Raw genomic sequence first — 24,747 nt, 5'->3', positions numbered from 1 at the left:
ACTATAAATATAAAGATTAGACAAGTTTAAGAAAATGGAGGCTAATATGGAAGTGGTAAAAGTAGAAAACATAACCAAAAGTTATGGTAAGGGTGATACAAAGGTAGATGCAGTAAAAAATGTAAATTTATCTATAAACAAAGGTGAATTTGTAGCAATCGTAGGACCAAGTGGAAGTGGTAAAAGTACACTACTTCATTTAATGGGAGGAGTAGATAAGCCTAGTAGTGGAAAAGTATATATAAATGGAGTAGATATATGCTCATTAAATGAAAAAGATTTAGCCATATTTAGAAGAAGAAACATAGGACTTATATATCAGTTCTATAACTTAATACCTGTACTTAGTGTAAAGGAAAATATACTACTACCAGCAGAACTTGATAACAGAAAAATAGATAAAGAATACTTAAATGATTTATTAAAAACATTAGGATTAAAAGAAAAAGAAAACAACCTTCCAAATGAGCTAAGTGGAGGACAGCAACAAAGAACTTCTATAGGTAGAGCACTTATAAATAGACCATCTATTATACTTGCAGATGAACCTACTGGAAACTTAGACAGTAAAAACTCAAAGGAAGTAATAGAATTATTAAAACTATCAGTAAAAAAATACAATCAAACATTAATAATGATAACTCATGATAATAACATAGCACTACAAGCAGACAGAGTAATAGCTATAGAAGATGGAATTATTAAAGCAGACGAGGTGATATAAATGAATTTATATACAACTCTAACTTTAAGGTATTTAAAAAAAAATAAAAAAAGAACAATAGTAACAATAATAGGAGTAATACTATCAACAGCATTAATATGTGGAATAGGAAGTATATATGAAAGTTATATGGATTATCAGTTTAGGCAGACTATAGAACAAGAAGGATATTTTCATTCAGCTTTTTATAATGTAAAAAAGGAAGATTTAGACACTATAACTAAAAGTGCAGGAATAGCAAAAACTTCAATTAGTGAAGATTTAGGATATTCAAAATTAAATAAAGAAAAATTAAACTTGATTAACCTTAAAGCTTATAACCAAAATGGTTTTGAAATGAATCAAGTAAAATTAAAAGAAGGAAGACTACCTACTAATGAAAATGAGATAGTATTAAGTGAAAGAGCCATACCTTTAACAAACAAAAAATTAGGAGATACTATAACTTTAAATGTTGGAAAAAGAATAGATGAAAATGGAAAAGGAATAGAAATTCCAATACTAAAAGAAAATGAAAGATTAGTTGATACAAAAGAAAAAGAATATAAGATTGTTGGAATTATGAAAAAACCATACGCTGAACTAAGTGAAATTTCAAATGGAATAACTTACTTAGAATCAAATAAACCATTTGAAAAAGATACATTAGATGCATATATATTATTTAAAAATCCTAAAGAAGCCTATACTATAGCCACAAATATAGCAAAAACACTAGGATTAGAAGTTGATAAATCAACTGATAATGGCGAGTCAATGATTTATAATAATGATAATAAAACTCACTATGAAAACCTATACTTTAATGAGTATCTATTAAGACTACAAGGGGCAAGTCTTTACGAAAATATAAATAAAACATTTAATAAAATATTACTTATAGTAACATTATTAGTAATAGTATGCACAGTAGTAACAGTATATAATTCTTTTAGTATATCTGTAAGTGAAAGAAAAAAACAATTTGGAGTGTTAAATTCTATAGGGGCAACTAAAACTCAAGTTATGAAGCTAGTATTTATAGAGGCTATTGTAATAAGTTTAATAGGAATACCTATAGGGTTAATAGTTGGAACTTTTGGAATGGATTTAATCTTTAAATCAATACAAACAGTATTTAATAGCCAATTTATTTCAGATATAAATCTAAGAGTAATATATAATCCTTATATGATAGTAGGAAGTGCATTAATAGTTTTATTGGCTATATTAGTATCGGCAATACTTCCAGCAATCAATTGTGCAAAAACTTCTCCACTTGAATCTATAAGAAATAGTGATGATTTAAAAATAGGCAAAGTAAAAAATTCTAAACTAGTTAAGTTAATATTTAAAACTGAAGGAGTTCTTGCATACAAAAATCTTAGAAGAAATAAAAAAAAATTCAGAATAACCTTATTCTCTTTAGTAACTAGTGTAGTTATATTTATATCATTTAGTGGATTTATTGATTTATTTGAAAAAGCTAACCGGGTAAATATAGGAGAAATAAACTATGATATGAGAGTATGGTATAGCGGAATAAGAGAGAAAAATGATATAGTTAAAGATTTAAATAATATAGATGGAGTAAATAAAATTAGTGCAATTAATCCTTATGGTGCAGAAACATACATTAATGAAAGTAACATAAATAAAGAATATAAGGATTTAATAGAAAGACGTTTTTCAAAGGAAAATAAAAATGGTGAAATTGTATATATATTTAACAATAATGGAATTAATTTTGTAGGAGATAAAGCAATAGAAGAATTAGAATTAAAAACTGGTAGTTTTGACAAAGAAAGTGCTATAAAAGAAAATGGAATAATACTTCGAAATAAAAGTGACAATAGCTCTAGCAGAAAACAAAGTGAGATTTCATTAACAAATTATAAAGTAGGAGATACAATAAATATTTGTAAGAGATATATAGACAAAAATGATAAGGAAGTAAGAGTGCCTATTAAGTTAAAAGTACTAGCTACTACTGAAGATTTTCTTCCAGGATATAGATGGTCTACTTATATGGGTATAGATTTTATAACTTATAACGAAGTAGGAGAAAAGCTAGGATATAAAATAAGTGATGGAGATATATACATAGACACAAATAAAACAAAAAAAACTAGAGATGATGTAAAAGATATAGCAAAAAAATATGGTTATGATGTATCAGATGATGTAGAAGATGTATTAGAGATGGAAGAGGCTATCAATGTTATGAAAATATTTGTATATGGATTTACAGTAGTAATATCTCTAATAAGTGCTACTAATATAATAAACACAATGAGTACAAATATAAATTTAAGAAAAAAAGAATTTGCAATAATCAAATCACTAGGTGTAACACCTAGTGGATTTAACAGAATGATATATCTTGAAAGCTTATTATATGGAGTATTAGCCTTATTATACGGAATTCCTATAGGACTTTTAATAGATGTATATATGAACGAAGTTCTTGGAGATGCTATAGAAATAGGTATGGTACTTCCGATAAAGGCAGTTTTAATATCTATTGTAGGTGTATTTGTCATTACCTTTGTATCGGCCTATATTCCTATGAAAAAAATAAACAAAGAAAATACAATTGAAAATATAAGACAAGGAAGTATATAGGGGGATGAGTATGAGTAAATTATTTTCAAAGAGAAAAATATTATGGTCAGTAATAAGCATTTCATCTTTATTAATAATAGGATGCAGTTCTACTAAGTCAGTAGATTTAAATATACTTGCAACGACTGACTTACATGGAATAATACCTAATGAAATGGTTTCTTATATAGAAAAACAAAAGAAGGAAAATCCAGATACTGTAGTAGTAGATGCAGGGGATTTTCTAGATTCTGGATTTGGAACATCTGGAGATATGTTAAAATATTATGACCAAATGAGTAAAAACTATAAAAATAACAATGCAGATTATATAGAAATTCCTTTAGCAAAAGAAATGAAAGAAGCTGGATTTGACACAGTAACTCTTGGAAATCATGAGTTTGTATCAAATAACAAGACTAGTCTAGATAATATGATATCAGACTTTGAAAAGCAAGGAATAAGTGTACTATCAGCAAATACATATAAGAAAAATGGAGAAAGCTACACAAAACCATACGTTATAAAAGAAATTAAAACACCAGAAGGTAATATAAAACTTGGAATATTAGGACTTACTCTAAAAGAAGTAGGAGAATCTAAAGAATGGGATGGAGAAAAGCTAGTAAAAGCTAAATCTTTAGAGTTAAAAGATCAAAAGGGATACAATGGAGAACTTTATATGAATGATTTAGTAGAAGATGCTAATAAATGGGTAAAAGTTATGAAGGAAAAAGACCATGCAGATATTATAATAGCAATAACTCATAGTGGTGAAAGACCTAAAAAACCAAAACACCCAGGAAATAGAATACAAGACTTAGCTCAAAATGTATCTGGAATAGATGTAATAGTTGCTGGGCACAACCATGTTCAAATAAAACAACATGACTATAAAAACAAAGATGGACAAACTGTTATAGTAACAGAACCAGGAAAACACGGTGAGTGTATTTCAAAAATTGATATAAAATTAAAAAAAGATAAAAATGGATGGGATGTAATAAATAAGTCTAGTGATATAGTTCAGTTTAAAAATGTTAAAAAGAACTTAGATATGCTATGTAACAATCATGGAATGTTTTATAGTGAAACTAGTTTTCTACTAGATAAAGGTAAAGAAGGTAAAGTTATAAGTCTTAAGGATGAGATACCTTTTAAATGGGATAAAATGTATATATTTAAACCAGGTACTCCTAGAGATGAAATATACAAAAAGGCAGGATATAAGTTTTTAAATATTGCTGAAAGTGATGATATGTATCAGTTTATAATTATGGATAAAGAAAAAGTGATTTGCTATTCAAATGCTATAGGAAGTGATGTTCCAACTACATTAAAATTTGATAATGCCGATTTTAAGGATAATTGTTTAACTATAATACCTGGAGAAAATGATTATTTTAAAGTTTCAAAAGGTGAAAAAGAAAAGTATATTGACCGTTATAAAGTTATATTAAATTATGAGAAAAAGGAAAATTAAAAAAAGATATAAATTTAAATTTTTAAACAAAAAAGTGCGTTTAGTAAAATTTACTAATTTTACTAAATGCACTTTTTCTTTACTAAATAACACAAAAATCTCTATGGACAAGCCAAATGAATGAAAGTAATTTCTAAAATTTAGAAAAAGTACATCTAATAAATCTTTATTTTATAGAAAATCTGAAAAAAATTTAAAATTTCTTTCAAAATCTTTCAAAAATGTTGCGATTGAATTAATATCTATATACACTTATAGTATAGAATTAAATAAATAAAATGATTTAAGAATTTAATAGCTTGACTACCTAATGAAAAGGAGACGGATGGTATGGAATATTCTGATAATACTGTTTTGAAGAATCTAAAGTCAAGATATGATAAATTTACTAATGTAGAAAGAACTATAGCCAATTTTTTTATAAATAATAGAGAAATACAAAAGCTTTCATCTAAAGCAGTATCAGAAAAGCTATTTGTGTCAGAAGCTTCTTTATCTAGGTTTGCGAAAAAATGTGGATATAAAGGTTTTAGAGAATTCATATTTGAATATGAGAAAAATATTAGTAAATACAATAGAGAAGAAATTTCTAATTTAGTTATTAATACATATCAAGATTTATTAGATAGTTGTCATATGATGATAAATCAAAATCAAATGAAAGAAGTTGCTCACCTATTAACAACATCTAAGAGGGTTTGCGTTTTCGGAATGGGAAGTTCTGGGATTGCAGCTGAAGAAGTTCATCTAAGGTTTATGAGGTTAGGGTTAAATATTGAAGCTGTATATGATTCACATAGAATAAAAATGTTATCTTCACTTGCTAATGAGGAAAGCGTTATTATAGCTATATCGTTAAGTGGTACAACAAAAGAAATTCTTCAAGGAATAGGGATAGCAAAGGCTAATGGAGCTAAAATTATTATGATAACTTCAAATAATTCTTTCCATTTATCGAGTTTTTGCGATGAAGTTATATTAATTCCAACTATAAATGCACTAGAAGCTGGAGATTGCATATCACCTCAATTTCCTATTTTAGTAATGATAGATATACTATATACCTATTTTATAAAAATAGAGAGTTATTATCAAAAAAAGGTAAATACTTTAAATGCATTATTTAAGTATGATGAAGAAAATATTTTAATCTAATTTGGTTTTACTAGGTAGAAAATACCTTGATAAAATAAAAAATTCGCTTTAATTTAGATGAATCTAAGCGAAACATTTTAAGTTATTCATAAGATAGGAAATTTATATTTTCTTATAATTAAAAAAGAGGGGATGATATTATGAAGAAAAAAAAGCTATTAAGCTTGCTTGTAACTTCAATGCTAACGCTAAACCTAGTTGGATGTGCTAGTACAGGCGGAAAAGAAGAAAAATCACAGGGGGAAAATTCAACAAAGCAAGAAGCAGCAGCAAACACTCTTTATGCAAATGGAGGACCTGAAGAATTTTTCGAAGCGCCGTGGTTAAATCCAGGTACTTTCGTTTACAACAAAGTTTTATATGATAGGTTAATATTTGCAGATGAAAAATTAGACCCAATACCAGGGGAAGGTCAATTAGCTAAATCTTATGAAATGTCAGAAGATGGAAAAAACCTTAAGTTTGTATTAAGAGATAATATATTCTGGCATGATGGAGAGCCTATAACAGCAGAAGATATAAAATGGAGTATAGAATACAGTTTAAAGACGACAGTTTTAAACAATGTATTTGGAAATACTTTTAAATCTATAGAAGGAGCAACTGATTACATAGATGGAAAGGCAGATGAAATATCTGGTATTGTAATAGATGGAAATAATATAGAAATAAAATTTGAAAAGCTAGCACCAGATGCTCTACTTACATTTACACAATTTGCACCACTTCCTAAAAAGCATCTTGAAAATGTTGATCCTGTTAAGTTTCAACAATCAGAATTCTTTAGAAATCCAATAGGTTCTGGGCCATTTAAAGTAGATGAAGTAAAAATGGGTAATTACACAACCTTAGCTGGATTTGATAAGTATTGGGATGGTAAACCAGCATTTAATATGCACTTAAATCCAAGTCCTGGAGACAGTGATCCAAACTTAGTAACAAATGCTAAAGCTGGACTTCTTGACTACTCATACACTAAAAATATAGCAGATGTTAAAGCACTTGAAGGTACTAAAGGTATCAATATGGATACTGTAGATGTTAGATATACAAGATTATTCTTTGCAAATAAGTTTAAGAAAAAAGATGGATCAGCTGCACCATTAGCAGATAAGAGAGTTCGTCAAGCTATAATGTATGCTTTAGATATGGATAAAATACTTGATGGTATATTTGAGGGTGCAGCACTACCTGCAAATAGTTTAACTCCAAATGGACCTGATAAAGTTGATGGATTAAATAATTATGAGTATAATCCAGAAAAAGCTAAAGAATTATTAAAAGAAGCTAACTGGGATCCAAACACAGTTTTAGATGTAGTTTATTATTATACAGATCAACAAACAGTTGATTTAATGGCAATAATACAAAACTACTTATCTCAAGTTGGAATAAAAATGGAATTTAGATTAGTTGAAGGTGATTTAGCTTCATTATTATGGGCATTACCAGAAGATCCTGTAAATGGACCTTCAGCAGTTGATTTTGATTTATGTTATGCTGCAACTGCTGCACTTTCAATGCATGAGTACTATGATAGATATCAAACAGGTGCTGAACTAAACTCACATACACCAGGAACACCTGAATTAGATAAATTAATAGAAAATACAAAAACAATAGATCCAGAAGAAAAGAGAAAAGCATTCTTTGAATTACAAAAATATGAAAATGAAGAATTATTCGTAATGCCTTTATATTACCAACCAATATTTGTTATGACAAGCGATAAGATAAAAGGTATGCCTGAAACATTTGGTAACCCACAATTTAATTATAAGTGGGATATTCACAAATGGACATTAGCTGAGTAATAAACAGAGGGGGTGTATAATTTTAATTATACATCCCTTTTATTATAAGGAGGTAGTAAATGCTAAAATACATATTAAAAAAAGTGCTTGGAATGATTCCAATGTTATTAATAATAACATTTATTATTTATTTTTTACTAGATTTAACTCCAGGAGACCCAGTATCTCATTTAATGGATCCAGAATCTTTAGCAAGATTATCACCAGAACAATTAAATGCACTTAGAGAAGCTTATGGTTTAAATGATGGTTTTGTAATTAGATATTTTAAATGGTTAATACAATTACTACAAGGCAATTTTGGATATAGCTCAAGTAGTGGTGTAGCAGTTATAGATATTATAAAAGATACACTACCAGCAACTTTAGAATTATCAGTTGCAGCACTTTTAATTTCTACAGTTTTAGGTAGTATCTTAGGAGTAATAGGCGCTATAAAACGTGGTTCTATAGGAGATAATGTTATGACAGTTGCAGGTATGATAGGAGTATCTATACCACAATTTTTCTTTGGTATGGTAACTATATTAATATTTGCATTAAATTTAGAATGGCTTCCAGTAGGAGGTAGAACAGCACCAGGTCTTGAAAGTTTTATTGATAGAATAGAGTATTTAATATTACCTGCTACAGTACTAGGGTTATCGCTTACAGCAGGAGTTATGCGTTATGCAAGAACTAGTATGTTAAATACTATGAATAAAGAATATATAAAAACAGCTAGAAGTAAAGGAATTCCAGAATGGAGAGTTAACTTAGTTCATGGATTTAGGGTTTCACTAACACCGGTTATAGTTTTAATAGGTTTTAGATTGCCTACACTAATAGCAGGTTCTGTAGTTATAGAGTCAATATTTCAGTGGCCAGGAGTTGGAAATGTATTTAACACTGCAATAAGATCAGCAAATTATAACTTAGTCATGGTTGTAGCACTTATGTTTGTAACTATGGTTTTAATAGCAAGTACATTAGTTGATATACTTACTGCTGTTTTAGACCCTAGAGTAAAACTTGAGAAATAGGGAGGATATTATGATTACTTTATCACCTAAAAAAAGATTAAATAATAAATTTGATAAAATTAAAGAAAGAGAAGAGAATAAAACTTTTAAAAAACAAAAAAGTAGAGTAGTAAGTAAGTTAATTTCAAATAAACTTACGACGATAGGGATTGCAGTATTTTTACTTATATTACTTGCTTGTATATTTGCACCATTATTAACACCGCATGACCCGTTAGCTGTTGATATGTCAAATATACTTAAGCCACCATCTAGTGAACATATACTAGGAACAGATAAAATAGGTAGAGATATATTTTCAAGAATATTATATGGTGGAAGATTATCAATTTTAATAGGATTTGGTAGTGCATTGGGTTGTGCAGTAATAGGTGTATTACTAGGATGCTATAGTGGATATAAGGGTGGACTAATAGATAAAATATTAGTTAGGATATCTGAAATATTTATGTCATTCCCACAATTAATATTAGTGTTAATGTTAGTTTCAATAATAGGCCAAAGTGCTTTTAATATAATAATAATATTTATTATTTGTGGTTGGGGAAGCGTATTTAGAATGGCAAGATCACAAATATTATCTATCAGAGAAGAAGAGTATGTACAATCATTAAAAGTATTTGGACTTAATGATTTTGTTATATGCTATAAGCATATGCTACCAAATATCATAGGGCCAATATCAGTAAATATAACTTTAAGTACTGCAATGTTTATACTAGAAGAAGCAGCACTTAGTTTCTTAGGACTTGGTGTACCTCTTGAAATACCAACATGGGGTAACATATTAAATGCATCACAAGATTTATTTACACTTCAAAATAATTGGTGGATGTGGTTACCTGTCGGAATAGTTATATCACTATTTGTTATGAGTATAAACTTTGTAGGAGATGGCTTAAGAGATTCTACAGATCCAACAAGTGTTGAATAGGGGGAAAGATCATGGAAAATATTATCACAGTCAAAAATCTTAAAACATATTTTTATGCAAATAATAGATGCAATAAAGCCTTAAATGGTGTATCAATGGAAATAAAAAGAGGTAAAACACTTTGTATAGTTGGAGAAAGTGGATGTGGTAAAAGTGTTACAGCATCATCAATAATGCAACTTCTTCCTAAGTTTTCAAGAATAGAAGAGGGAGAAATAATTTATCATAGTGAAGATGGAAAAGATATTGAAATACATAAGTTAGAAAAAAATTCAAAAGAAATGAGAAGACTTAGAGGAAAAGATATAGCAATGATTTTTCAGGATCCAATGACAGCACTAAATCCTGTTTATACAATTGGGTGGCAAATAGTTGAGATGATTAGAAGTCATGAAAATATATCTAAAAAAGAGGCAAAAGAAAGAGCTTTAAAGCTACTTAAAGATATGGGAATACCTCTTGCAGAAAAAAGAATAGACCAATATCCACATGAATTTTCAGGTGGTATGAGACAAAGGGCAATGATAGCTATGGCTATGAGTTGTAATCCAAAAGTACTAATAGCAGATGAACCAACAACAGCTCTTGATGTTACAATACAAGCACAAATATTTGAATTAATGGAGAAATTAAAAAGAGAATATAATACAGCTATAATGCTAATTACCCATGATATGGGAGTTGTATGTGAATTAGCAGATGATGTGGCTGTTATGTATATGGGAAATATAATTGAAAGTGGTAGCGCAAAGGAAGTTTTAGAAAATCCAAGTCATCCATACACTAAAGCATTACTTAAATCTATTCCAGTACTAGGAAAAGGTGCTGACCAAGATATTAATCCTATAAAGGGAGCTACACCAGATCCATTTGACAGACCACCAGGATGTCAGTTTGCTCCTAGATGTGATTATTATTCTAAAGAATGTGATGAAAAAATGCCAGAAGAGGAATTTGTAAATGGAAGTACTCATATGGTTAGATGTATAAAATGCAAGGAGGTGGCTTTAAATGTCTAAAGAAGTATTACTTACATTAAAAGGTGTTAAAAATTATTTCCCTGTAAAGAATGGAACATTTTCTAAAGCAAAAACTTATGTAAAAGCAGTAAATGATATAAATTTAGAAATATATAAAGGAGAAACATTAGGATTAGTTGGAGAATCTGGATGCGGGAAAACTACTTTAGGAAAAACAATTCTTCAGTTATACAAAGCCACAGATGGAGAAATAATATATAATTTTGAAGATGGACCAAGAGATTTAATTAAGCTTAATAAAAATGAAATGGATTTAGCTCGTAAGAAAATACAAATAGTATTTCAAGATCCACATTCTTCATTAAATCCTTCATTTACAATATATCAATCTTTATCAGACCCACTTAAAAAGTTTGGGATTAAATCAAAAGAAGAAAGAAGAAAAATAATAGGTGATTTACTTGAAGCCGTAAATATGAGAAGAGAATATATGGATAGATATCCACATGAATTCTCTGGGGGGCAACGTCAAAGAATAGGTATAGCAAGAGCTTTATCAATAAATCCTGAATTAGTAATATGTGATGAAGCTGTATCAGCACTAGATGTATCAATTCAAGCACAAGTATTAAATTTACTTAAAGATCTTAAAGAAAAACACAATTTAACATACATATTTATAACACATGACTTAAGTGTTGTAGAATACATAAGTGATAGAATAGCAGTAATGTATTTAGGAAAAATAGTAGAACTTGCAGATGCAAAATCTTTATATAAAAATACACTACATCCATACACAAAGGCATTATTGTCAGCAATACCAGTAGCAGATATCAATCATAAAAAAGATAGGATAGTCCTTGAAGGGGATGTTCCAAGTCCTATGAATCCACCAAGCGGATGTTTCTTCCATCCAAGATGTAAACATTGTATGGATGTTTGTAAATTAGAAGAGCCAGAAATGAAATCTTATATTATTGATGGAAAAGAACATTTTGTAGCTTGTCATGTAGCATCAATGGAAATGGAAGAAGGTGTGCTTAATGAATAAAGAAGAAATATTTAAAAGTATAAAAGGAAGTGTAGTTATATCTTGCCAAGCACTTCCTAATGAACCACTATATGTAGAAGAAAAATCTATAATGTATTTAATGGCAAGAGCAGCAAAAATGGCTGGAAGTCCAGCTATAAGAACAAATAGTGTAAGAGATGTCATAGCAATAAAAAAAGAAACAGGACTTCCTGTAATAGGGCTTATAAAAATAGAATATGAAGGTAGTGAAGTATACATAACACCTACTATGAAAGAAGTAGATGAATTAGTAGATGCTAAAAGTGATGTAATTGCATTAGATTGTACATTTAGTAAGAGATTAAATGATGAATCTATAAATGATTTTATAAAAAGTATAAAAGAAAAGTATCCTGATGTAATACTAATGGCTGATATATCAACATATGAAGAAGGAATTAATGCATATAAATGTGGAGTAGATATGGTTGGAACTACTATGAATGGATATACTCCTCAAAGTATAAAAGAAAATATAAACAACTTAGAATTAGTAAAAAAATTAACTAAAGAAATAGACATACCAGTAATAGCAGAAGGAAAGATACACTATCCATATCAAGCAAAAGAAATGTTAGACGCTGGTGCTTATGCTGTTGTCGTAGGTGGGGCTATAACTAGACCTTTAGAAATTGCACAAAGATTTATAAATGCAGCTAAAGGAGAAATTTAAAATGAACTATTTAGCACTTGATATAGGAGGAACAGCTTTAAAAATAGCAATTGTAAATGAAAATGGGAAAATCTTAATTAGTGATAAGTATCCAGTTAATTTTGATAATTATAAAACACCAATAATAGATACAGTTTTAAAAGAAACTGATAAATTTTTAGCTGATAATAAGATAGAAAGCTTTAAAGGAGTAGCAGTATCTGCTACAGGTCAAATAGATGTAAATAAAGGTGAAGTAATAGGAACAGGTGGAAATATAAAAAACTACGAAGGTTCAAAATTTAAAGAAAAAATAGAAGAAAAGTATAAAGTAAAAGCCACTGTAATAAATGATGCAAATGCAGCAGCACTAGGAGAATTATTCTTAGGAAATGGTAAAAATTCTAAAAATATAGTTATGATTACTATTGGAACTGGTGTTGGAGGTGGAATAGTAGTAAATGGTGAAATTTTAAATGGAAGGTTAGGAATAGGTGGAGAACTAGGTCACTTCTCTATAAATAATAAAGGAAAAAAATGCACTTGTGGAAACACTGGTTGCTATGAACAGTATGCATCTATGAGTGCTTTAATAAAGAGAGTAAAAGAAGAATTAGATATTAATGATATAAATGGAAAAGAAATATTTGAACAAATAAATCATAATGAAAAAATGAAAGAAATAGTAGATAGATGGATAGAAGATGTAGCTTGTGGAGTTGTATCTTTGGTGCATATTTTTAATCCTGATATAGTTTTAATTGGCGGGGCAGTAAGTGAGCAAAAAGAACTATTTATAGATAAGCTAAGAAAATTAGTTAAAGAAAGAGCTATGAAAAATTTTGCAAAAGATTTAAAAGTAGAACCTGCTAAATTAAAAAATGATGCAGGTATAATTGGTGCACTTTACTACTTATTAAAAGGGGAGAATAAAGATGAATTACAATATGGAGAGATTTAAAAATATTACAGTAGCACTTAATACACCATTTAAAGAAAATGGAGATGTTGATTTAGAAAAAACTAGAGAATTAGTTAATTATTTATATAACAAAGGAATAAAAAATCTATATGTATGTGGAAGTACTGGAGAAGGTTTCTTACTTGACAATGAAGAAAGAAAGGCAGTAGTTGAAGCAGTTTGTGAAGAAGTAAAAGATAAAATGACTATAATTGTTCATGTAGGGTGTGCTAGTACAAAACATTCATGTGAACTTGCAGCTCATGCTGAAAAATGTGGAGCTCATGCAACATCAGCAGTTCCATGTGTATATTATAGATTAGGTGAGGAAAGTGTATATACCCATTGGAATGAGATAACTAAAGCAAGCAACTTACCATTTTTTATATACAACATACCACAACTAACAGGATTTAACTTATCAGATGGATTACTTAAAAAAATGTGTGAAAATGAAAGAGTAATGGGTGTTAAATGTTCTTCAGAGCCAGCTCATGATATAGCAAGATTCAAAGCTATTGGAGGAGAAGATTTCTTAGTATTTAATGGTCCTGATGAACAATATCTAGCAGGAAGAATGATGGGTGCAGATGCTGGAATTGGTGGTACTTATGCAGGTATGCCAGAATTATATTTAAAGCTTGAAGATTTAATAAGAAAAAATGAATTTGAAAAAGCTAAAAAACTTCAAGCAACAATGGTTCAATATGTGTATAGAATGTGTAGTTTTGGTTCATTATATGGTTGTGTAAAAGCCCTAATTAAGCTAGATGGACTGGATATCGGAGTACCTAGACTTCCATTTTTACCTGTAAGCTGTGAAGATGAAAAGTTAGTAAACTTATACAATGATATTAAAAGAACTATAGAAGAAACTAAAAATTGGTAGGTGATATTTTGAATATTTTATGCTTCGGTGACTCTAATACACATGGATATAATCCTGAAAATGGGAAAAGGTATGAAAGAAATGAACGTTGGACAGGAATTTTACAAAACCTTCTTGGAGATAGTGATTATGTTATAGAAGAAGGGTTAAGTGGAAGAACTACTGTATTTGACGACCCATTATATGAAGGATTAAGTGGACTTGACTTTATAATTCCTACCCTTATGACTCATGAGCCTATTGATTTACTTATTATTATGCTTGGTACTAATGATACTAAGGATAGATTTGGAGCAAGTGCTGAAGTTATATCATTAGGGCTTGATAGACTTATAAAAAAGGCTAAGTTTTGCGAGGTAGCTTTTAGAAATAGTAAGCCTAATATATTAGTAGTAGCTCCTCTTCCAATTAGAGAAGAGATAAAAAATGCTGAGTGCTATTATACTATGGGAAAAAGCTGTTCTGAAAAGTCTTATAAAATAATTCCTCTTTATGAGAAGGTGGCTAAGGAAAATGGATGTCATTTCTTTGATCCATCACCTTTTGCAATTTGTAGTGATTATGATTATATGCATCTTTCAAATAAAGCTCATGAAATATTAGGTAAGAAGCTTTATGAAATTATTAGTGAGATAAAAAATAAATAGATTGTAAGAAGTAACTGAGGTGTCTTTCATCTTAACTATTGAAATTTAAAAATACTCATATTAAAAGGATATGAGTATTTTTATATTTTTAAAAATTTATATAAAAACAATATAATAATTCATACTAAAATATTAAGGCTGAAAAGCACTAATATTATTTATAAGATTAACTATTTCTTGAGGAGATTCATTTAAATCATTTTCTATCCATGATTGAACAACTGCAAAAACTCCTCCTACATTGTATTTTATAAAGTAATCTAAAAATACATCATCAACTTTTGAACTACTAATGAGCTTATCTATTTCAGCCTTATTTGCTATATAAATAATACGATCCATAATATTAGTTTCTATATGTTTACAGAATAATATTTTGCACAACTTTTTATTTTCCTTAATCAATTCAAGAGCTTTAAGTAATAAAATATCTTTATAATCTTCAACTGGAGTCTCTTCAATATATTCTAGTATTTGATTAAATAATTCATCTTCCATTGATTTAAGTAGGTCATAAGCATCTTTATAATGAGTATAAAAAGTTCCTCTATTAATATTTGCAGTTTTACATATATCAGTAACAGTAACTTGATGAATTTTTTTATCTTGAAGTAGATCAAGTAAACTTTCCTTAATTACTTTTTTTGTATATAAAATTCTTCTATTTCCTTTAACTCCTGCCATGTAATCCATCCTTTTTATTTATTAAAACAATTTTAAATTATATGTTATTAAATGAACAAAAATAACTAAAATGTCTATTTAATAACAATATGAAAATATATGATTATTGTAACTAGTTTATATATTATTTATACTTAGTATTATAGCATTAAGCAAACAAGGTGTCTATTTAATAACATTTAGTATTTAATAGTCCATATAGATAGGGGAGGTATAGATGTCATATATAAAAATAATAGATGAATACAAAATATATAAGGTTGGGGAAAATACTATTGTAGCAAATAATGGTATTAACTTTTCTATAGAAAAAGGAGAATTTGTTATTATTCTAGGTCCTAGTGGTGCTGGTAAAACAACTGTACTAAATATACTTGGGGGAATGGATACTTGTGATGAAGGTAAGATAATTATTGATAACGTTGATATATCCAAGTTTAATAAAAAACAGCTTACAAATTATAGAAGATATGATGTAGGATTTGTATTCCAGTTTTATAATTTAGTTCAAAATTTAACTGCAAAAGAAAATGTGGAACTTGCTACACAAATTTCAAAGAATGCTTTAGATGTTGATAAAACTCTTGAGTTAGTTGGGCTTGGTCACAGAAAAGATAATTTTCCATCTCAATTATCAGGGGGAGAACAGCAAAGAGTATCTATAGCAAGAGCTATAGCTAAAAATCCTAAGTTACTTCTATGTGATGAGCCAACTGGTGCTCTTGACTATAAAACAGGAAAACAGATTTTAAAAACATTACAAGATACATGTAAAAATACAGGAACAACAGTAATTGTTATAACTCATAATTCAGCTCTTTCACCAATTGCAGATAGAGTTATAAGTATTAAAGATGCAAAGGTTAGAAGTGTTAAAGTAAATGAAAATCCTGTTTCAGTTGAAAATATAGAGTGGTAGAGGATAGAAAATGAAAAATAGAGCATATAAAAAATCAATAACAAGAGAAATATTATCTTCAAAAGCAAGATTTATTTCTATATTAGCCATAATCTTTTTAGGAGTTGCCTTTTACTCTGGAATTAAATCAAGTGGACCAGACTTAAAAGAATCCATAAATGAATTTTTTAGCCAACAAAACTTAATGGATAGCAAGATAGTATCTAGTATAGGTCTTAATGAAAATGATTTAAAGTTACTTGAAAATAATGATAAAATTCTAGATTACTATGCAACACATAGTATAGATGTAAACTTAACTAATACAAATAATGTTGTTAAGTTTATGGAGTATAATCCAAATGATGCTAACAATATAAATAAACTTATTGTTACAGAAGGTAGATTACCTAAAAATAGTGGTGAGATATCTTTAGATGAAAATGCTTTAAAGGAAAATAAAAATCTAAAAATTGGTGATAAGTATACAATAGAATCGGATGAAGACTCAAATAAGTATTTTAATAAGAAAACTTTTAAGATTGTTGGATTTGTACAAAGTCCTATGTATATAGATAACATGTCTAGAGGAACAACTAGTGTTGGAAAAGGAAGTGTAGATTACTTTGCAATATTAAATAGCTCTGATATATCAATGGATATGTATACTGAAATATATGTACGATTTAAAAATGTAGAAAAACTTGGTGCATATAGTGATGAGTACAAAGAAAAGATGGAAGAAAATAATAAATATCTTGAAGATTTATACTCAAATAGAGTTATAGAAAGAATTGAAGAAATAAAATTAGAGGCACAAAAAGAATTTGATAAAGCTTATAAAGAGATAGAAGATGGTGAAAGAAAGCTTGAAGATGCTCAAAGGGAAATAGAAAATGGGAAAATAAAGTTTCTTGATGGTAAAAAGCAATATGAACAATTTGTGAAAAAGTACCAGCAAGAAATTAAAAATGGTGAAAGAAAGTTAATTGAAGGTAAAAAACAATTAGATAATGGTCAAAGGGAACTTGATAAGCAAAAAGAGCAATTTTTAGAGGGTGAAAAACAGCTTAATACAGCTAAAATTGAACTTGATAAGGCAAAACAAGAATTTTTAAACCAAGGAATTGATCCTACACAAAGTACAATAAAGTATAAAGATCAAATAGATGGTTTAAATATGTTAATTGTAACATATAATACACTTTCAAATGATATGAAAGAAAGTGCAAATAACCTTAATGAAGGTGAAAAAATTTCAAATGAAAAAATTCAGTATTGGAAGAGTATTATATTTAATCCTAGCTTGGGATTAAATGAATTAAGCAATTTAATAAATAGTTTAGAAAAAAATCCAACAAACACTTCTTTAGCACTTAATATCTCAAAGGAAATAGAAAATATTAGTAAAAGTTTAAGTGAAAATAAAGCTAATCTAGAAACCTTAGTAGCTAGAATAACTCAGTATCAACAAGGGGTAAGTGCCTATGAAGGAAAAGTTATTGAATTTAATGAAGGAAAGGTGCAACTTGAAAAAGCTCAAAAGCAATTAGATAATGGAAAAGAAGAGATTAAAAAGGGGAAAGAAGATCTTGTAAAAGGTAAAAAACAAGGTCAGATAGAACTTGATAAGGCTAAAAAAGAGCTTGACAATTCAGAAAGAAAACTTTTTGATGGAGAAAAAGAAATCAAGGAAAATAGAGAAAAACTAATAGATGGACGAAAAGAGATAGATAAAGAAAAAGAAAAATTAAATGATTTAGATGATAGTAAATATTATTTCTTTGATAGAAATGATAATCCTGGTTACTCAACTTACAAAGGTTCAATTGACAGTTTAGATAAAATAGCTTCAGTATTTCCTGTATTTTTCTTCTTAGTTGCAGCACTTATATGCTTAACTACAATGACGAGAATGGTAGAAGAAAACAGAGTAGAAATAGGAACACTAAAAGCCTTAGGATATAAAGATTTAGAAATATCTAGAAAATTTGTAGTTTATGCAGCATTAGCTAGTACTTTTGGATGTGTAATTGGTATAGTAGTTGGAAGTAGTATTCTTCCATACATAATTAATGAAGCATATTCATCTACATTTACTTTACCAAAGGTTAAAATAAACTATTATCCATCGTATATAATTCAGTCTTTAGTAGCTTCAATACTTTGTACAGTAGGAGCATCATTAATTGTACTAAAAGAAGAATTAAGAGAAAATCCTTCTAATTTAATGAGAACTAAGGCACCTAAACTTGGTAAAAAGATATTGTTAGAAAGAATTATGCCTTTATGGAGTAGACTTAACTTCAATCAAAAGGTTACATTTAGAAATCTTTTTAGATATAAGCAAAGAATGTTAATGACAATACTTGGTATATCAGGATGTATGGCTATGCTTGTTGCAGGAATATCTCTTGAAAAATCTAATTCTTCATTTATGGACATTCAATTTGGTAAATTATTAAAGTATGATGCTATAGTAGTATTTAAGGATAAAAGTACTAAAAAAGAAGATTCACAATATGATAAAAGTTTAAATAACTTAAAAGGATATGAAAGTAGTTTAAATATTTATCAAGAGTCAGTCACTTTTAGTAAACCAGGTACAAGTAAGCAAGCTGCTACTATGTATGTACCACAAAATATAGATGAGTTAAATAAATATATATTATTAAATGATAGAGTAAGTAAAGCTAAGTATAAATTATCAGATGATGGAGTAATTATAAATGAAAAATTGGCGAAACTTTTAGGAGTATCTGTTGGTGATTATATGAATGTAACTGATTCGGATAATAATACTCATAAAGTTAGGGTTGATAATATAGTAGAAAATTATGCTGGTCATTATATATATTTATCACCATCATATTATAAAAAAATATTTAAAAGTGAACCAAGATATAATGCACAATTACTAAAGTTTAATTCAGATATAGAGGATGAAAGCAAAATAGCTACTACTCTTATGAAAAATGACAAGGTAGTAAATGTTACTCTTGCTTCAAAGATAAGAAGCTTGAGTGAATCTGCTGATTTAGGATTAGTTATGATAGTAATAATAGTTGCTTCAGGAAGTTTAGCATTTGTTGTACTATACAACTTAATAAATATAAACGTATCTGAACGTATAAGAGAGATCTCTACAATAAAGGTACTAGGTTTTTATGATAATGAAGTTGCAATGTATATATTTAGAGAAAATATAATACTAACAATATTAGGAATACTTGCAGGCTCATTTTTGGGTAAAATTTTATATGTATTTTTAGTAAGTACAGCAGAGATGGATAATATGATGATGATACCAACTGTAGATATTAGTAGTTATGTAATCTCTGGTTTAATTACCATGTTTTTTGCCATATTAGTTATGGTGATGATGTATATAAAATTAAAAAATGTAAATATGATTGATGCACTAAAATCTGTAGAGTAAAATTTATATTAAAGGGAGTCGGAAATTTCGACTCCCTTTAATATTTAAGAATATGTTAAGTTACTCATAATATATTTTTATATTTATGGCTTTAATTATATACTATAACAGTCTTAAAGTTATTAACATATTATAACATTACGTTTGGTTTTATAATATATAGTCAAAAAGAGGTGGAATTAATATGATTGAAGGATTAACAGGACTTGTTATAACTAAAGCAGATAAAATTTATAATATTGTTCGTAGAAATGCAAATTTATATTTTAACTACTACCCAAAGGTAATTGTATATCCTAATAACATAACAGATGTAGTTAATGCAGTAAATTGGGCAAGAAAAAAAGGTATAAATATTCGCTGTAGAAGTGGTGGTCATAACTATGAATCTTTTTCTGTGGCAGATGATGCTGTTGTTATAGATGTTTCTAATTTACTTGATTTTGAAATAGATACTAATAAAGGTTATATAAGAATAGGATCAGGGTACACCCAAGAACAACTTTATTCTAAGCTTGAAGAATATGGATTTGCATTTGTTGGAGGAAGTTGTTCATCTATTGGTGTTTCGGGAGTTACACTAGGAGGAGGAGTTGGATATTTACAAAGAGAATATGGGCTAGCATGTGATAATTTAGTAGAAGCACAAATAGTAGATGCTTTTGGTAGGATAATAACTGCCAATTCACATGAAAATAAAGATTTATTTGCTGCATTAAGGGGGGCAGGAAGCAATAATTTTGGAGTGGTAGTGTCGCTTACCCTTAAAGTACACCCAAATGATAAAGTAACAGTAATGAATGCTATGTGGCCTAAAAATAGTAGATATGAAGTAATTCAAGCATTTCAAAAAGTAGGAGAAGATTTAGATAATAGGTATACAATTAAGGTTACTATGACTAAAGACACTATTTTACTATATGGAGTAGGAGTACGAAGTACAGAAAAAGAAATGGAAAAAGCTTTAAGCCTTTTATTAAAAGTTCCAAATAAAATAAATTATACAACAAAATATATTACTTTTAATGAATCTGTACAGAAACGCCCAGGTTTTGTGCCTACACCAACAGGATTTAAAATTACAGGATTATTAGCATATAAGTCATTGGGAAAAGAACCTTGCCAAATAATGTTTAACTATTTAGACAATTCACCGCCCATACAGCCACCTATAAACATTGGATTTCTTCTATTGGGAGGAAAGATTGCAGAAAATAAAGATTTACCTAGCGCATATCCTCATAGAGGTGCTAAGATATTAGTACAAATTGATGCTCAGTGGACTCTTAATTATAGTATGCATGCTAATGATACAATTAGATGGGTAAACAATTTAAGAAAATCTTTACTTCCATATGCAGGATTTGGATATCTCAACTATTGTGACATTAATATCTCTAATTACTTATATAGTTACTTTGGAAATAATGTGCCTTGGTTAAAAATTGTAAAAGAAAAATATGATCCATATAACTTATTTTATTACCCTCAAGGAATATGATATTTTATAAAAATACTTGAAATCACTATGTTTTAATATAGTGATTTCTTTTTTTACTCCTATACAATCATTAAGTTGCATTTACCCCCTACTTTTTAAAAGTATTTGCCATAGCAATTATAATCACTGTATGCATATTTGTAAAAAAGTGGTAGGGTTTATATTCAATAACAAAATACAAGTATGTAAATAATATGTAAATAATATGTAAATAATACTAAATAATATATACATATAGAAAGGAGATTAATACAAAAATATGAGTGAAACAATTAGAGAAAGATTAGAAGGTCGTGTAAGTTATCATGATTCAGTTGAGGAAATGTTAAAGAGAATACAAACTGACGGCCTTTCAAGTGTGTTTTCAAGATGGGAGCCGCAAGAAAAAATTAGATGTAAGTTTTGTCTTCAAGGTTTAAGTTGTCAATTATGTACACATGGTCCTTGTAGAATTAATGAAAAAACAGGAGTTGATAAAGGCGTTTGTGGTATCGGGGCAGATGCCATGGCTATGAGAAACTTCCTTATGAGAAATATAATGGGTGCAGCTACATATGGTCATCATGCATTTGAAGCTTTTAGAACACTTAGAGCTACTGGGGAAGGTAAATCTCCATTTAAAATAAAAGATGAAGCTAAGTTAAAATGGATGTGTGAAAAAGTAGGAATAGATGCTAATCAAGATATTAATAAACTTGCTATTGAGTTAGCTGATTTTCTTGATAAAGAAATGAAAGTAGGTCCTGATCAACCTAGTATAATGACAGAAGCTTTTGCTCCACAAAAAAGAAAACCAGTATGGAAAGAACTTCATATTTATCCTTCTGGTGTTCAACATGAAGTTGAAAACTCAATTGCAAGCTGTTTAACAAATGTGGATGGAGACTATGTATCACTTGCTACAAAAGGTCTTAGATTAGGATTATCTACTATATATACAGCACAAATAGGACTTGAAATGGTACAAGATATATTATTTGGAACACCTATGCCTCATGAAGTTAATGTTGACTTAGGTATAATGGATCCTGACTATGTAAATATAGTATTTAATGGACATCAACCTTGGATAGGAGCACTTACAATAGAAAAACTTAGAAAAGGTGAATATAAAGATGAAGCTATAGCTGCTGGTGCTAAAGGTATTAGAGTAGTTGGCTCTATTGAAACCGGACAAGAGTTGCTACAAAGATATGAAGTAGACGATGTATTTGTTGGCCTTATGGGCAACTGGTTGGCTATAGAACCACTACTTGCAACAGGTACTGTAGATGCTATTGCTATGGACGAAAACTGTTCACCACCAGCTATAGATCAATATGCTGAAAAATATCAAGTAGCATTAGTTAGCATAAGTACAATAATAGGTGTGCCTGGTACAGAACATAAAATGCCATATTATCCAGAAAAGGCTAATGAGATGTCAGATAATTTAATTAAAATAGCAATAGAAAACTTTAAGAAAAGACATGGTAAAATTGAACCTATGGTACCTAAACATGTTACAAAAGCTATCGCAGGATTTTCAACAGAAGCTGTTTTAGGTGCCCTTGGGAACAAACTTGATCCATTAGTTGATGTAATTACAGAAGGTAAAATAAAAGGTGTTGTTGCGCTTGCAAACTGTTCTACATTGAGAAATGGTCCTCAAGACTGGAATACAGTTAATATAACAAAAGAATTAATAAAAAGAGATATATTAGTAGTTGCTGGAGGTTGTGGTAATCATGCTCTTGAAGTAGCAGGATTATGCAATTTAGATTCTGTAGAAAAATATGCAGGGGAAGGATTAAAGGAAATATGTAATATGCTTAAGATACCTCCTGTACTAAGTTTTGGTACTTGCACTGATACAGGTAGAATATCAATGCTTGTTACTGCTTTAGCAGATCACCTTGATGTTGATATTCCAGACCTTCCAATAGCAGTTACTGCTCCAGAGTGGATGGAACAAAAGGCTACTATAGATGGTATATTTGCAGTAGCATATGGAGCATATACACATTTATCTCCTACTCCATTTGTTACTGGTGCTCCTAATCTAGTAAAACTTCTTACAGAAGATGTTGAGAACCTAACAGGTGGTAAAGTAGCTTTAGGAGATGATCCAGTTGAAGCTGCAAAGGCTATAGAAGCTCATATAATAAGCAAAAGACAAAAACTTGGACTTAAATAATATTTTGTAAAAATGGTGTTTTTAATAAATAAGCTATATTTTAATACAGTGTTAAAAATATAGCTTATTTATTTTTATTGAATTAGTACATTTATTTATAGGATATTTTATCATAAGTAAGCATAATTATTAATATAATTTATATTGAATTAAATTTTATTTATAAATTAATAAATAGAGGTGGTGCTATATGTATCCAGTTTATAAAAGTATTGGGAAAAAGGAAAAATGCGAAAAAGTAAAAGTATTATTTCCACCACAGCATCAAGAGTGTCAGCCTGGATTAGAATATCTTATGGAACCAAGACCTATATCAGATAATCCATATTACAGAGGAAGTTGTAAATTACAAGGGAAAGTAGCAATTATTACTGGTGGAGATAGTGGAATCGGAAGAGCAGTAGCTTATGCATTTGCTAAAGAAGGAGCAGATATTGCTATTTCATATCTTTGTGAACATAAGGATGCAAATGAAACTAAAGCTTATATAGAAGGATTAGGTAGAAAATGTATATTAATACCTGGGGATTTAAGAGATGAAGAAATGTCTAATGTTGTTGTTGAAAAGACTCTAGAGTGCTTTGGGAAAATTGATATATTAGTCAATAATCATGGAGTACAGTTTATTCAAAATAGTATACTAGACATTACAGCTAAACAACTAGATGATACATTTAAAACTAATGTATATGCTTTTTTCTATATGACAAAAGCTGCACTTCCATATTTAAAAAAAGGTGCATCTATAATTAATACAACTTCTATTACAGCTTATAAAGGAGAGCCACTCCTTATAGATTATAGTGCAACTAAAGGGGCAGTACTAACATTTACTAGATCTCTTTCTCAGTCATTAATAAGTAAAGGCATAAGAGTAAATGGAGTAGCACCAGGACCTATTTGGACTCCTTTAATACCATCTTCTTTTTCAGCTGAACAAGTAGAAACTTTTGGCAGTGATACTAGTAAAGTTCCTATGAATAGAGCAGGCCAACCATTTGAAGTCGCTACTAGTTTTGTATTTTTAGCTAGTGATGATTCTAGTTATATGTCTGGTCAGATTTTACATCCTAATGGTGGAGCTATAGTTGGATCTTAACTTATAAATAATATATAAAAAACACTCATAT

Annotated in this window: 19 protein-coding genes; 18 read left to right on the top strand and 1 reads right to left on the bottom strand. The window is 28.9% G+C overall.

Translation table 11 applies throughout. The features are described from left to right. Positions 1-46: 46 nt before the first annotated feature. From FRIFI_RS07820 to FRIFI_RS07760, 13 genes are all read left to right on the top strand, one after another. Positions 47-724 carry an ABC transporter ATP-binding protein gene (locus FRIFI_RS07820; RefSeq protein WP_092925515.1) on the top strand — a complete coding sequence of 226 codons (678 nt, stop codon included), beginning with the start codon at positions 47-49 and terminating at the stop codon, positions 722-724. After that, positions 725-3,328 (top strand): ABC transporter permease, encoded by a 2,604-nt coding sequence (locus FRIFI_RS07815; protein ID WP_166505532.1) that lies wholly within the window; start codon positions 725-727, stop codon positions 3,326-3,328. Between the two features lie 10 nt (positions 3,329-3,338). Continuing rightward, positions 3,339-4,790 carry a metallophosphoesterase gene (locus FRIFI_RS07810; RefSeq protein WP_242977235.1) on the top strand — a complete coding sequence of 484 codons (1,452 nt, stop codon included), beginning with the start codon at positions 3,339-3,341 and terminating at the stop codon, positions 4,788-4,790. 330 nt (positions 4,791-5,120) lie between these two features. After that, entirely contained in the window at positions 5,121-5,945 is an 825-nt protein-coding gene (locus FRIFI_RS07805) for a MurR/RpiR family transcriptional regulator (RefSeq protein WP_092925519.1), read from the top strand. 140 nt (positions 5,946-6,085) lie between these two features. Further along, positions 6,086-7,759 carry an ABC transporter substrate-binding protein gene (locus FRIFI_RS07800; RefSeq protein ID WP_092925521.1) on the top strand — a complete coding sequence of 558 codons (1,674 nt, stop codon included), beginning with the start codon at positions 6,086-6,088 and terminating at the stop codon, positions 7,757-7,759. Between the two features lie 59 nt (positions 7,760-7,818). Then, the gene (locus FRIFI_RS07795; protein ID WP_166505530.1) at positions 7,819-8,781 is read left to right on the top strand and encodes an ABC transporter permease; all 963 of its coding nucleotides are present in this window, start codon (positions 7,819-7,821) and stop codon (positions 8,779-8,781) included. Between the two features lie 10 nt (positions 8,782-8,791). Beyond that, positions 8,792-9,715, top strand: coding sequence for an ABC transporter permease (locus FRIFI_RS07790; protein ID WP_092925525.1), 924 nt, complete (start codon positions 8,792-8,794; stop codon positions 9,713-9,715). Between the two features lie 11 nt (positions 9,716-9,726). Continuing rightward, positions 9,727-10,734 (top strand): ABC transporter ATP-binding protein, encoded by a 1,008-nt coding sequence (locus tag FRIFI_RS07785; protein WP_092925527.1) that lies wholly within the window; start codon positions 9,727-9,729, stop codon positions 10,732-10,734. Continuing rightward, positions 10,727-11,749, top strand: a complete 1,023-nt coding sequence (locus FRIFI_RS07780; RefSeq protein WP_092925529.1) for an ABC transporter ATP-binding protein — start codon at positions 10,727-10,729, stop codon at positions 11,747-11,749. The genes FRIFI_RS07785 and FRIFI_RS07780 overlap by 8 nt, the downstream gene beginning before the upstream one ends. Beyond that, positions 11,742-12,443, top strand: a complete 702-nt coding sequence (locus FRIFI_RS07775; RefSeq protein ID WP_092925531.1) for an N-acetylmannosamine-6-phosphate 2-epimerase — start codon at positions 11,742-11,744, stop codon at positions 12,441-12,443. The genes FRIFI_RS07780 and FRIFI_RS07775 overlap by 8 nt, the downstream gene beginning before the upstream one ends. A gap of 1 nt (position 12,444) precedes the next feature. After that, entirely contained in the window at positions 12,445-13,383 is a 939-nt protein-coding gene (locus tag FRIFI_RS07770; RefSeq protein WP_092925533.1) for an ROK family protein, read from the top strand. Further along, entirely contained in the window at positions 13,358-14,272 is a 915-nt protein-coding gene (locus tag FRIFI_RS07765; protein ID WP_166505529.1) for a dihydrodipicolinate synthase family protein, read from the top strand. The genes FRIFI_RS07770 and FRIFI_RS07765 overlap by 26 nt, the downstream gene beginning before the upstream one ends. An 8-nt stretch (positions 14,273-14,280) precedes the next feature. After that, complete coding sequence (locus FRIFI_RS07760) at positions 14,281-14,919, top strand: SGNH/GDSL hydrolase family protein (protein ID WP_207733571.1); 639 nt, start codon at positions 14,281-14,283, stop codon at positions 14,917-14,919. A 132-nt stretch (positions 14,920-15,051) separates the two neighbouring features. Here the strand turns inward: FRIFI_RS07760 and FRIFI_RS07755 are convergent, their stop codons facing one another. Next, positions 15,052-15,603 (bottom strand): TetR/AcrR family transcriptional regulator, encoded by a 552-nt coding sequence (locus tag FRIFI_RS07755; protein WP_092925537.1) that lies wholly within the window; start codon positions 15,601-15,603, stop codon positions 15,052-15,054. Positions 15,604-15,820: 217 nt separating this feature from the next. Here FRIFI_RS07755 and FRIFI_RS07750 point away from each other — a divergent pair, with 217 nt between their 5' ends. The 5 genes from FRIFI_RS07750 (at position 15,821) to FRIFI_RS07730 (ending at position 24,716) form a co-directional block, all read left to right on the top strand. Then, positions 15,821-16,522: an ABC transporter ATP-binding protein gene (locus FRIFI_RS07750; protein ID WP_092925539.1), complete on the top strand. Its 702-nt coding sequence runs from the start codon at positions 15,821-15,823 to the stop codon at positions 16,520-16,522. A 10-nt stretch (positions 16,523-16,532) separates the two neighbouring features. After that, a complete protein-coding gene (locus tag FRIFI_RS07745; protein ID WP_166505528.1) occupies positions 16,533-19,940 on the top strand; it encodes an FtsX-like permease family protein in 3,408 nt (1,135 codons plus the stop codon). A gap of 184 nt (positions 19,941-20,124) precedes the next feature. Continuing rightward, entirely contained in the window at positions 20,125-21,441 is a 1,317-nt protein-coding gene (locus FRIFI_RS07740; RefSeq protein WP_166505527.1) for an FAD-binding oxidoreductase, read from the top strand. 259 nt (positions 21,442-21,700) lie between these two features. Then, entirely contained in the window at positions 21,701-23,617 is a 1,917-nt protein-coding gene (gene cooS / locus FRIFI_RS07735; protein WP_166505526.1) for an anaerobic carbon-monoxide dehydrogenase catalytic subunit, read from the top strand. A 190-nt stretch (positions 23,618-23,807) separates the two neighbouring features. Continuing rightward, a complete protein-coding gene (locus FRIFI_RS07730) occupies positions 23,808-24,716 on the top strand; it encodes an SDR family oxidoreductase (RefSeq protein ID WP_092925547.1) in 909 nt (302 codons plus the stop codon). Positions 24,717-24,747 lie beyond the last annotated feature (31 nt).

The organism is Romboutsia hominis, assembly GCF_900002575.1.
GTDB lineage: Bacteria > Bacillota > Clostridia > Peptostreptococcales > Peptostreptococcaceae > Romboutsia_C > Romboutsia_C hominis.
This window is presented reverse-complemented; position numbering and strand designations above follow the sequence as displayed.

Coding starts and splice junctions, on each gene's coding strand:
- FRIFI_RS07815 (WP_166505532.1), top strand. CDS start 725: ATGAATTTATATACAACTCTAACTTTAAGGTATTTAAAAAAAAATAAA.
- cooS (WP_166505526.1), top strand. CDS start 21,701: ATGAGTGAAACAATTAGAGAAAGATTAGAAGGTCGTGTAAGTTATCAT.
- FRIFI_RS07745 (WP_166505528.1), top strand. CDS start 16,533: ATGAAAAATAGAGCATATAAAAAATCAATAACAAGAGAAATATTATCT.
- FRIFI_RS07770 (WP_092925533.1), top strand. CDS start 12,445: ATGAACTATTTAGCACTTGATATAGGAGGAACAGCTTTAAAAATAGCA.
- FRIFI_RS07775 (WP_092925531.1), top strand. CDS start 11,742: ATGAATAAAGAAGAAATATTTAAAAGTATAAAAGGAAGTGTAGTTATA.
- FRIFI_RS07730 (WP_092925547.1), top strand. CDS start 23,808: ATGTATCCAGTTTATAAAAGTATTGGGAAAAAGGAAAAATGCGAAAAA.
- FRIFI_RS07820 (WP_092925515.1), top strand. CDS start 47: ATGGAAGTGGTAAAAGTAGAAAACATAACCAAAAGTTATGGTAAGGGT.
- FRIFI_RS07805 (WP_092925519.1), top strand. CDS start 5,121: ATGGAATATTCTGATAATACTGTTTTGAAGAATCTAAAGTCAAGATAT.
- FRIFI_RS07795 (WP_166505530.1), top strand. CDS start 7,819: ATGCTAAAATACATATTAAAAAAAGTGCTTGGAATGATTCCAATGTTA.
- FRIFI_RS07790 (WP_092925525.1), top strand. CDS start 8,792: ATGATTACTTTATCACCTAAAAAAAGATTAAATAATAAATTTGATAAA.
- FRIFI_RS07810 (WP_242977235.1), top strand. CDS start 3,339: ATGAGTAAATTATTTTCAAAGAGAAAAATATTATGGTCAGTAATAAGC.
- FRIFI_RS07755 (WP_092925537.1), bottom strand. CDS start 15,603: ATGGCAGGAGTTAAAGGAAATAGAAGAATTTTATATACAAAAAAAGTA.
- FRIFI_RS07765 (WP_166505529.1), top strand. CDS start 13,358: ATGAATTACAATATGGAGAGATTTAAAAATATTACAGTAGCACTTAAT.
- FRIFI_RS07740 (WP_166505527.1), top strand. CDS start 20,125: ATGATTGAAGGATTAACAGGACTTGTTATAACTAAAGCAGATAAAATT.
- FRIFI_RS07785 (WP_092925527.1), top strand. CDS start 9,727: ATGGAAAATATTATCACAGTCAAAAATCTTAAAACATATTTTTATGCA.
- FRIFI_RS07750 (WP_092925539.1), top strand. CDS start 15,821: ATGTCATATATAAAAATAATAGATGAATACAAAATATATAAGGTTGGG.
- FRIFI_RS07800 (WP_092925521.1), top strand. CDS start 6,086: ATGAAGAAAAAAAAGCTATTAAGCTTGCTTGTAACTTCAATGCTAACG.
- FRIFI_RS07780 (WP_092925529.1), top strand. CDS start 10,727: ATGTCTAAAGAAGTATTACTTACATTAAAAGGTGTTAAAAATTATTTC.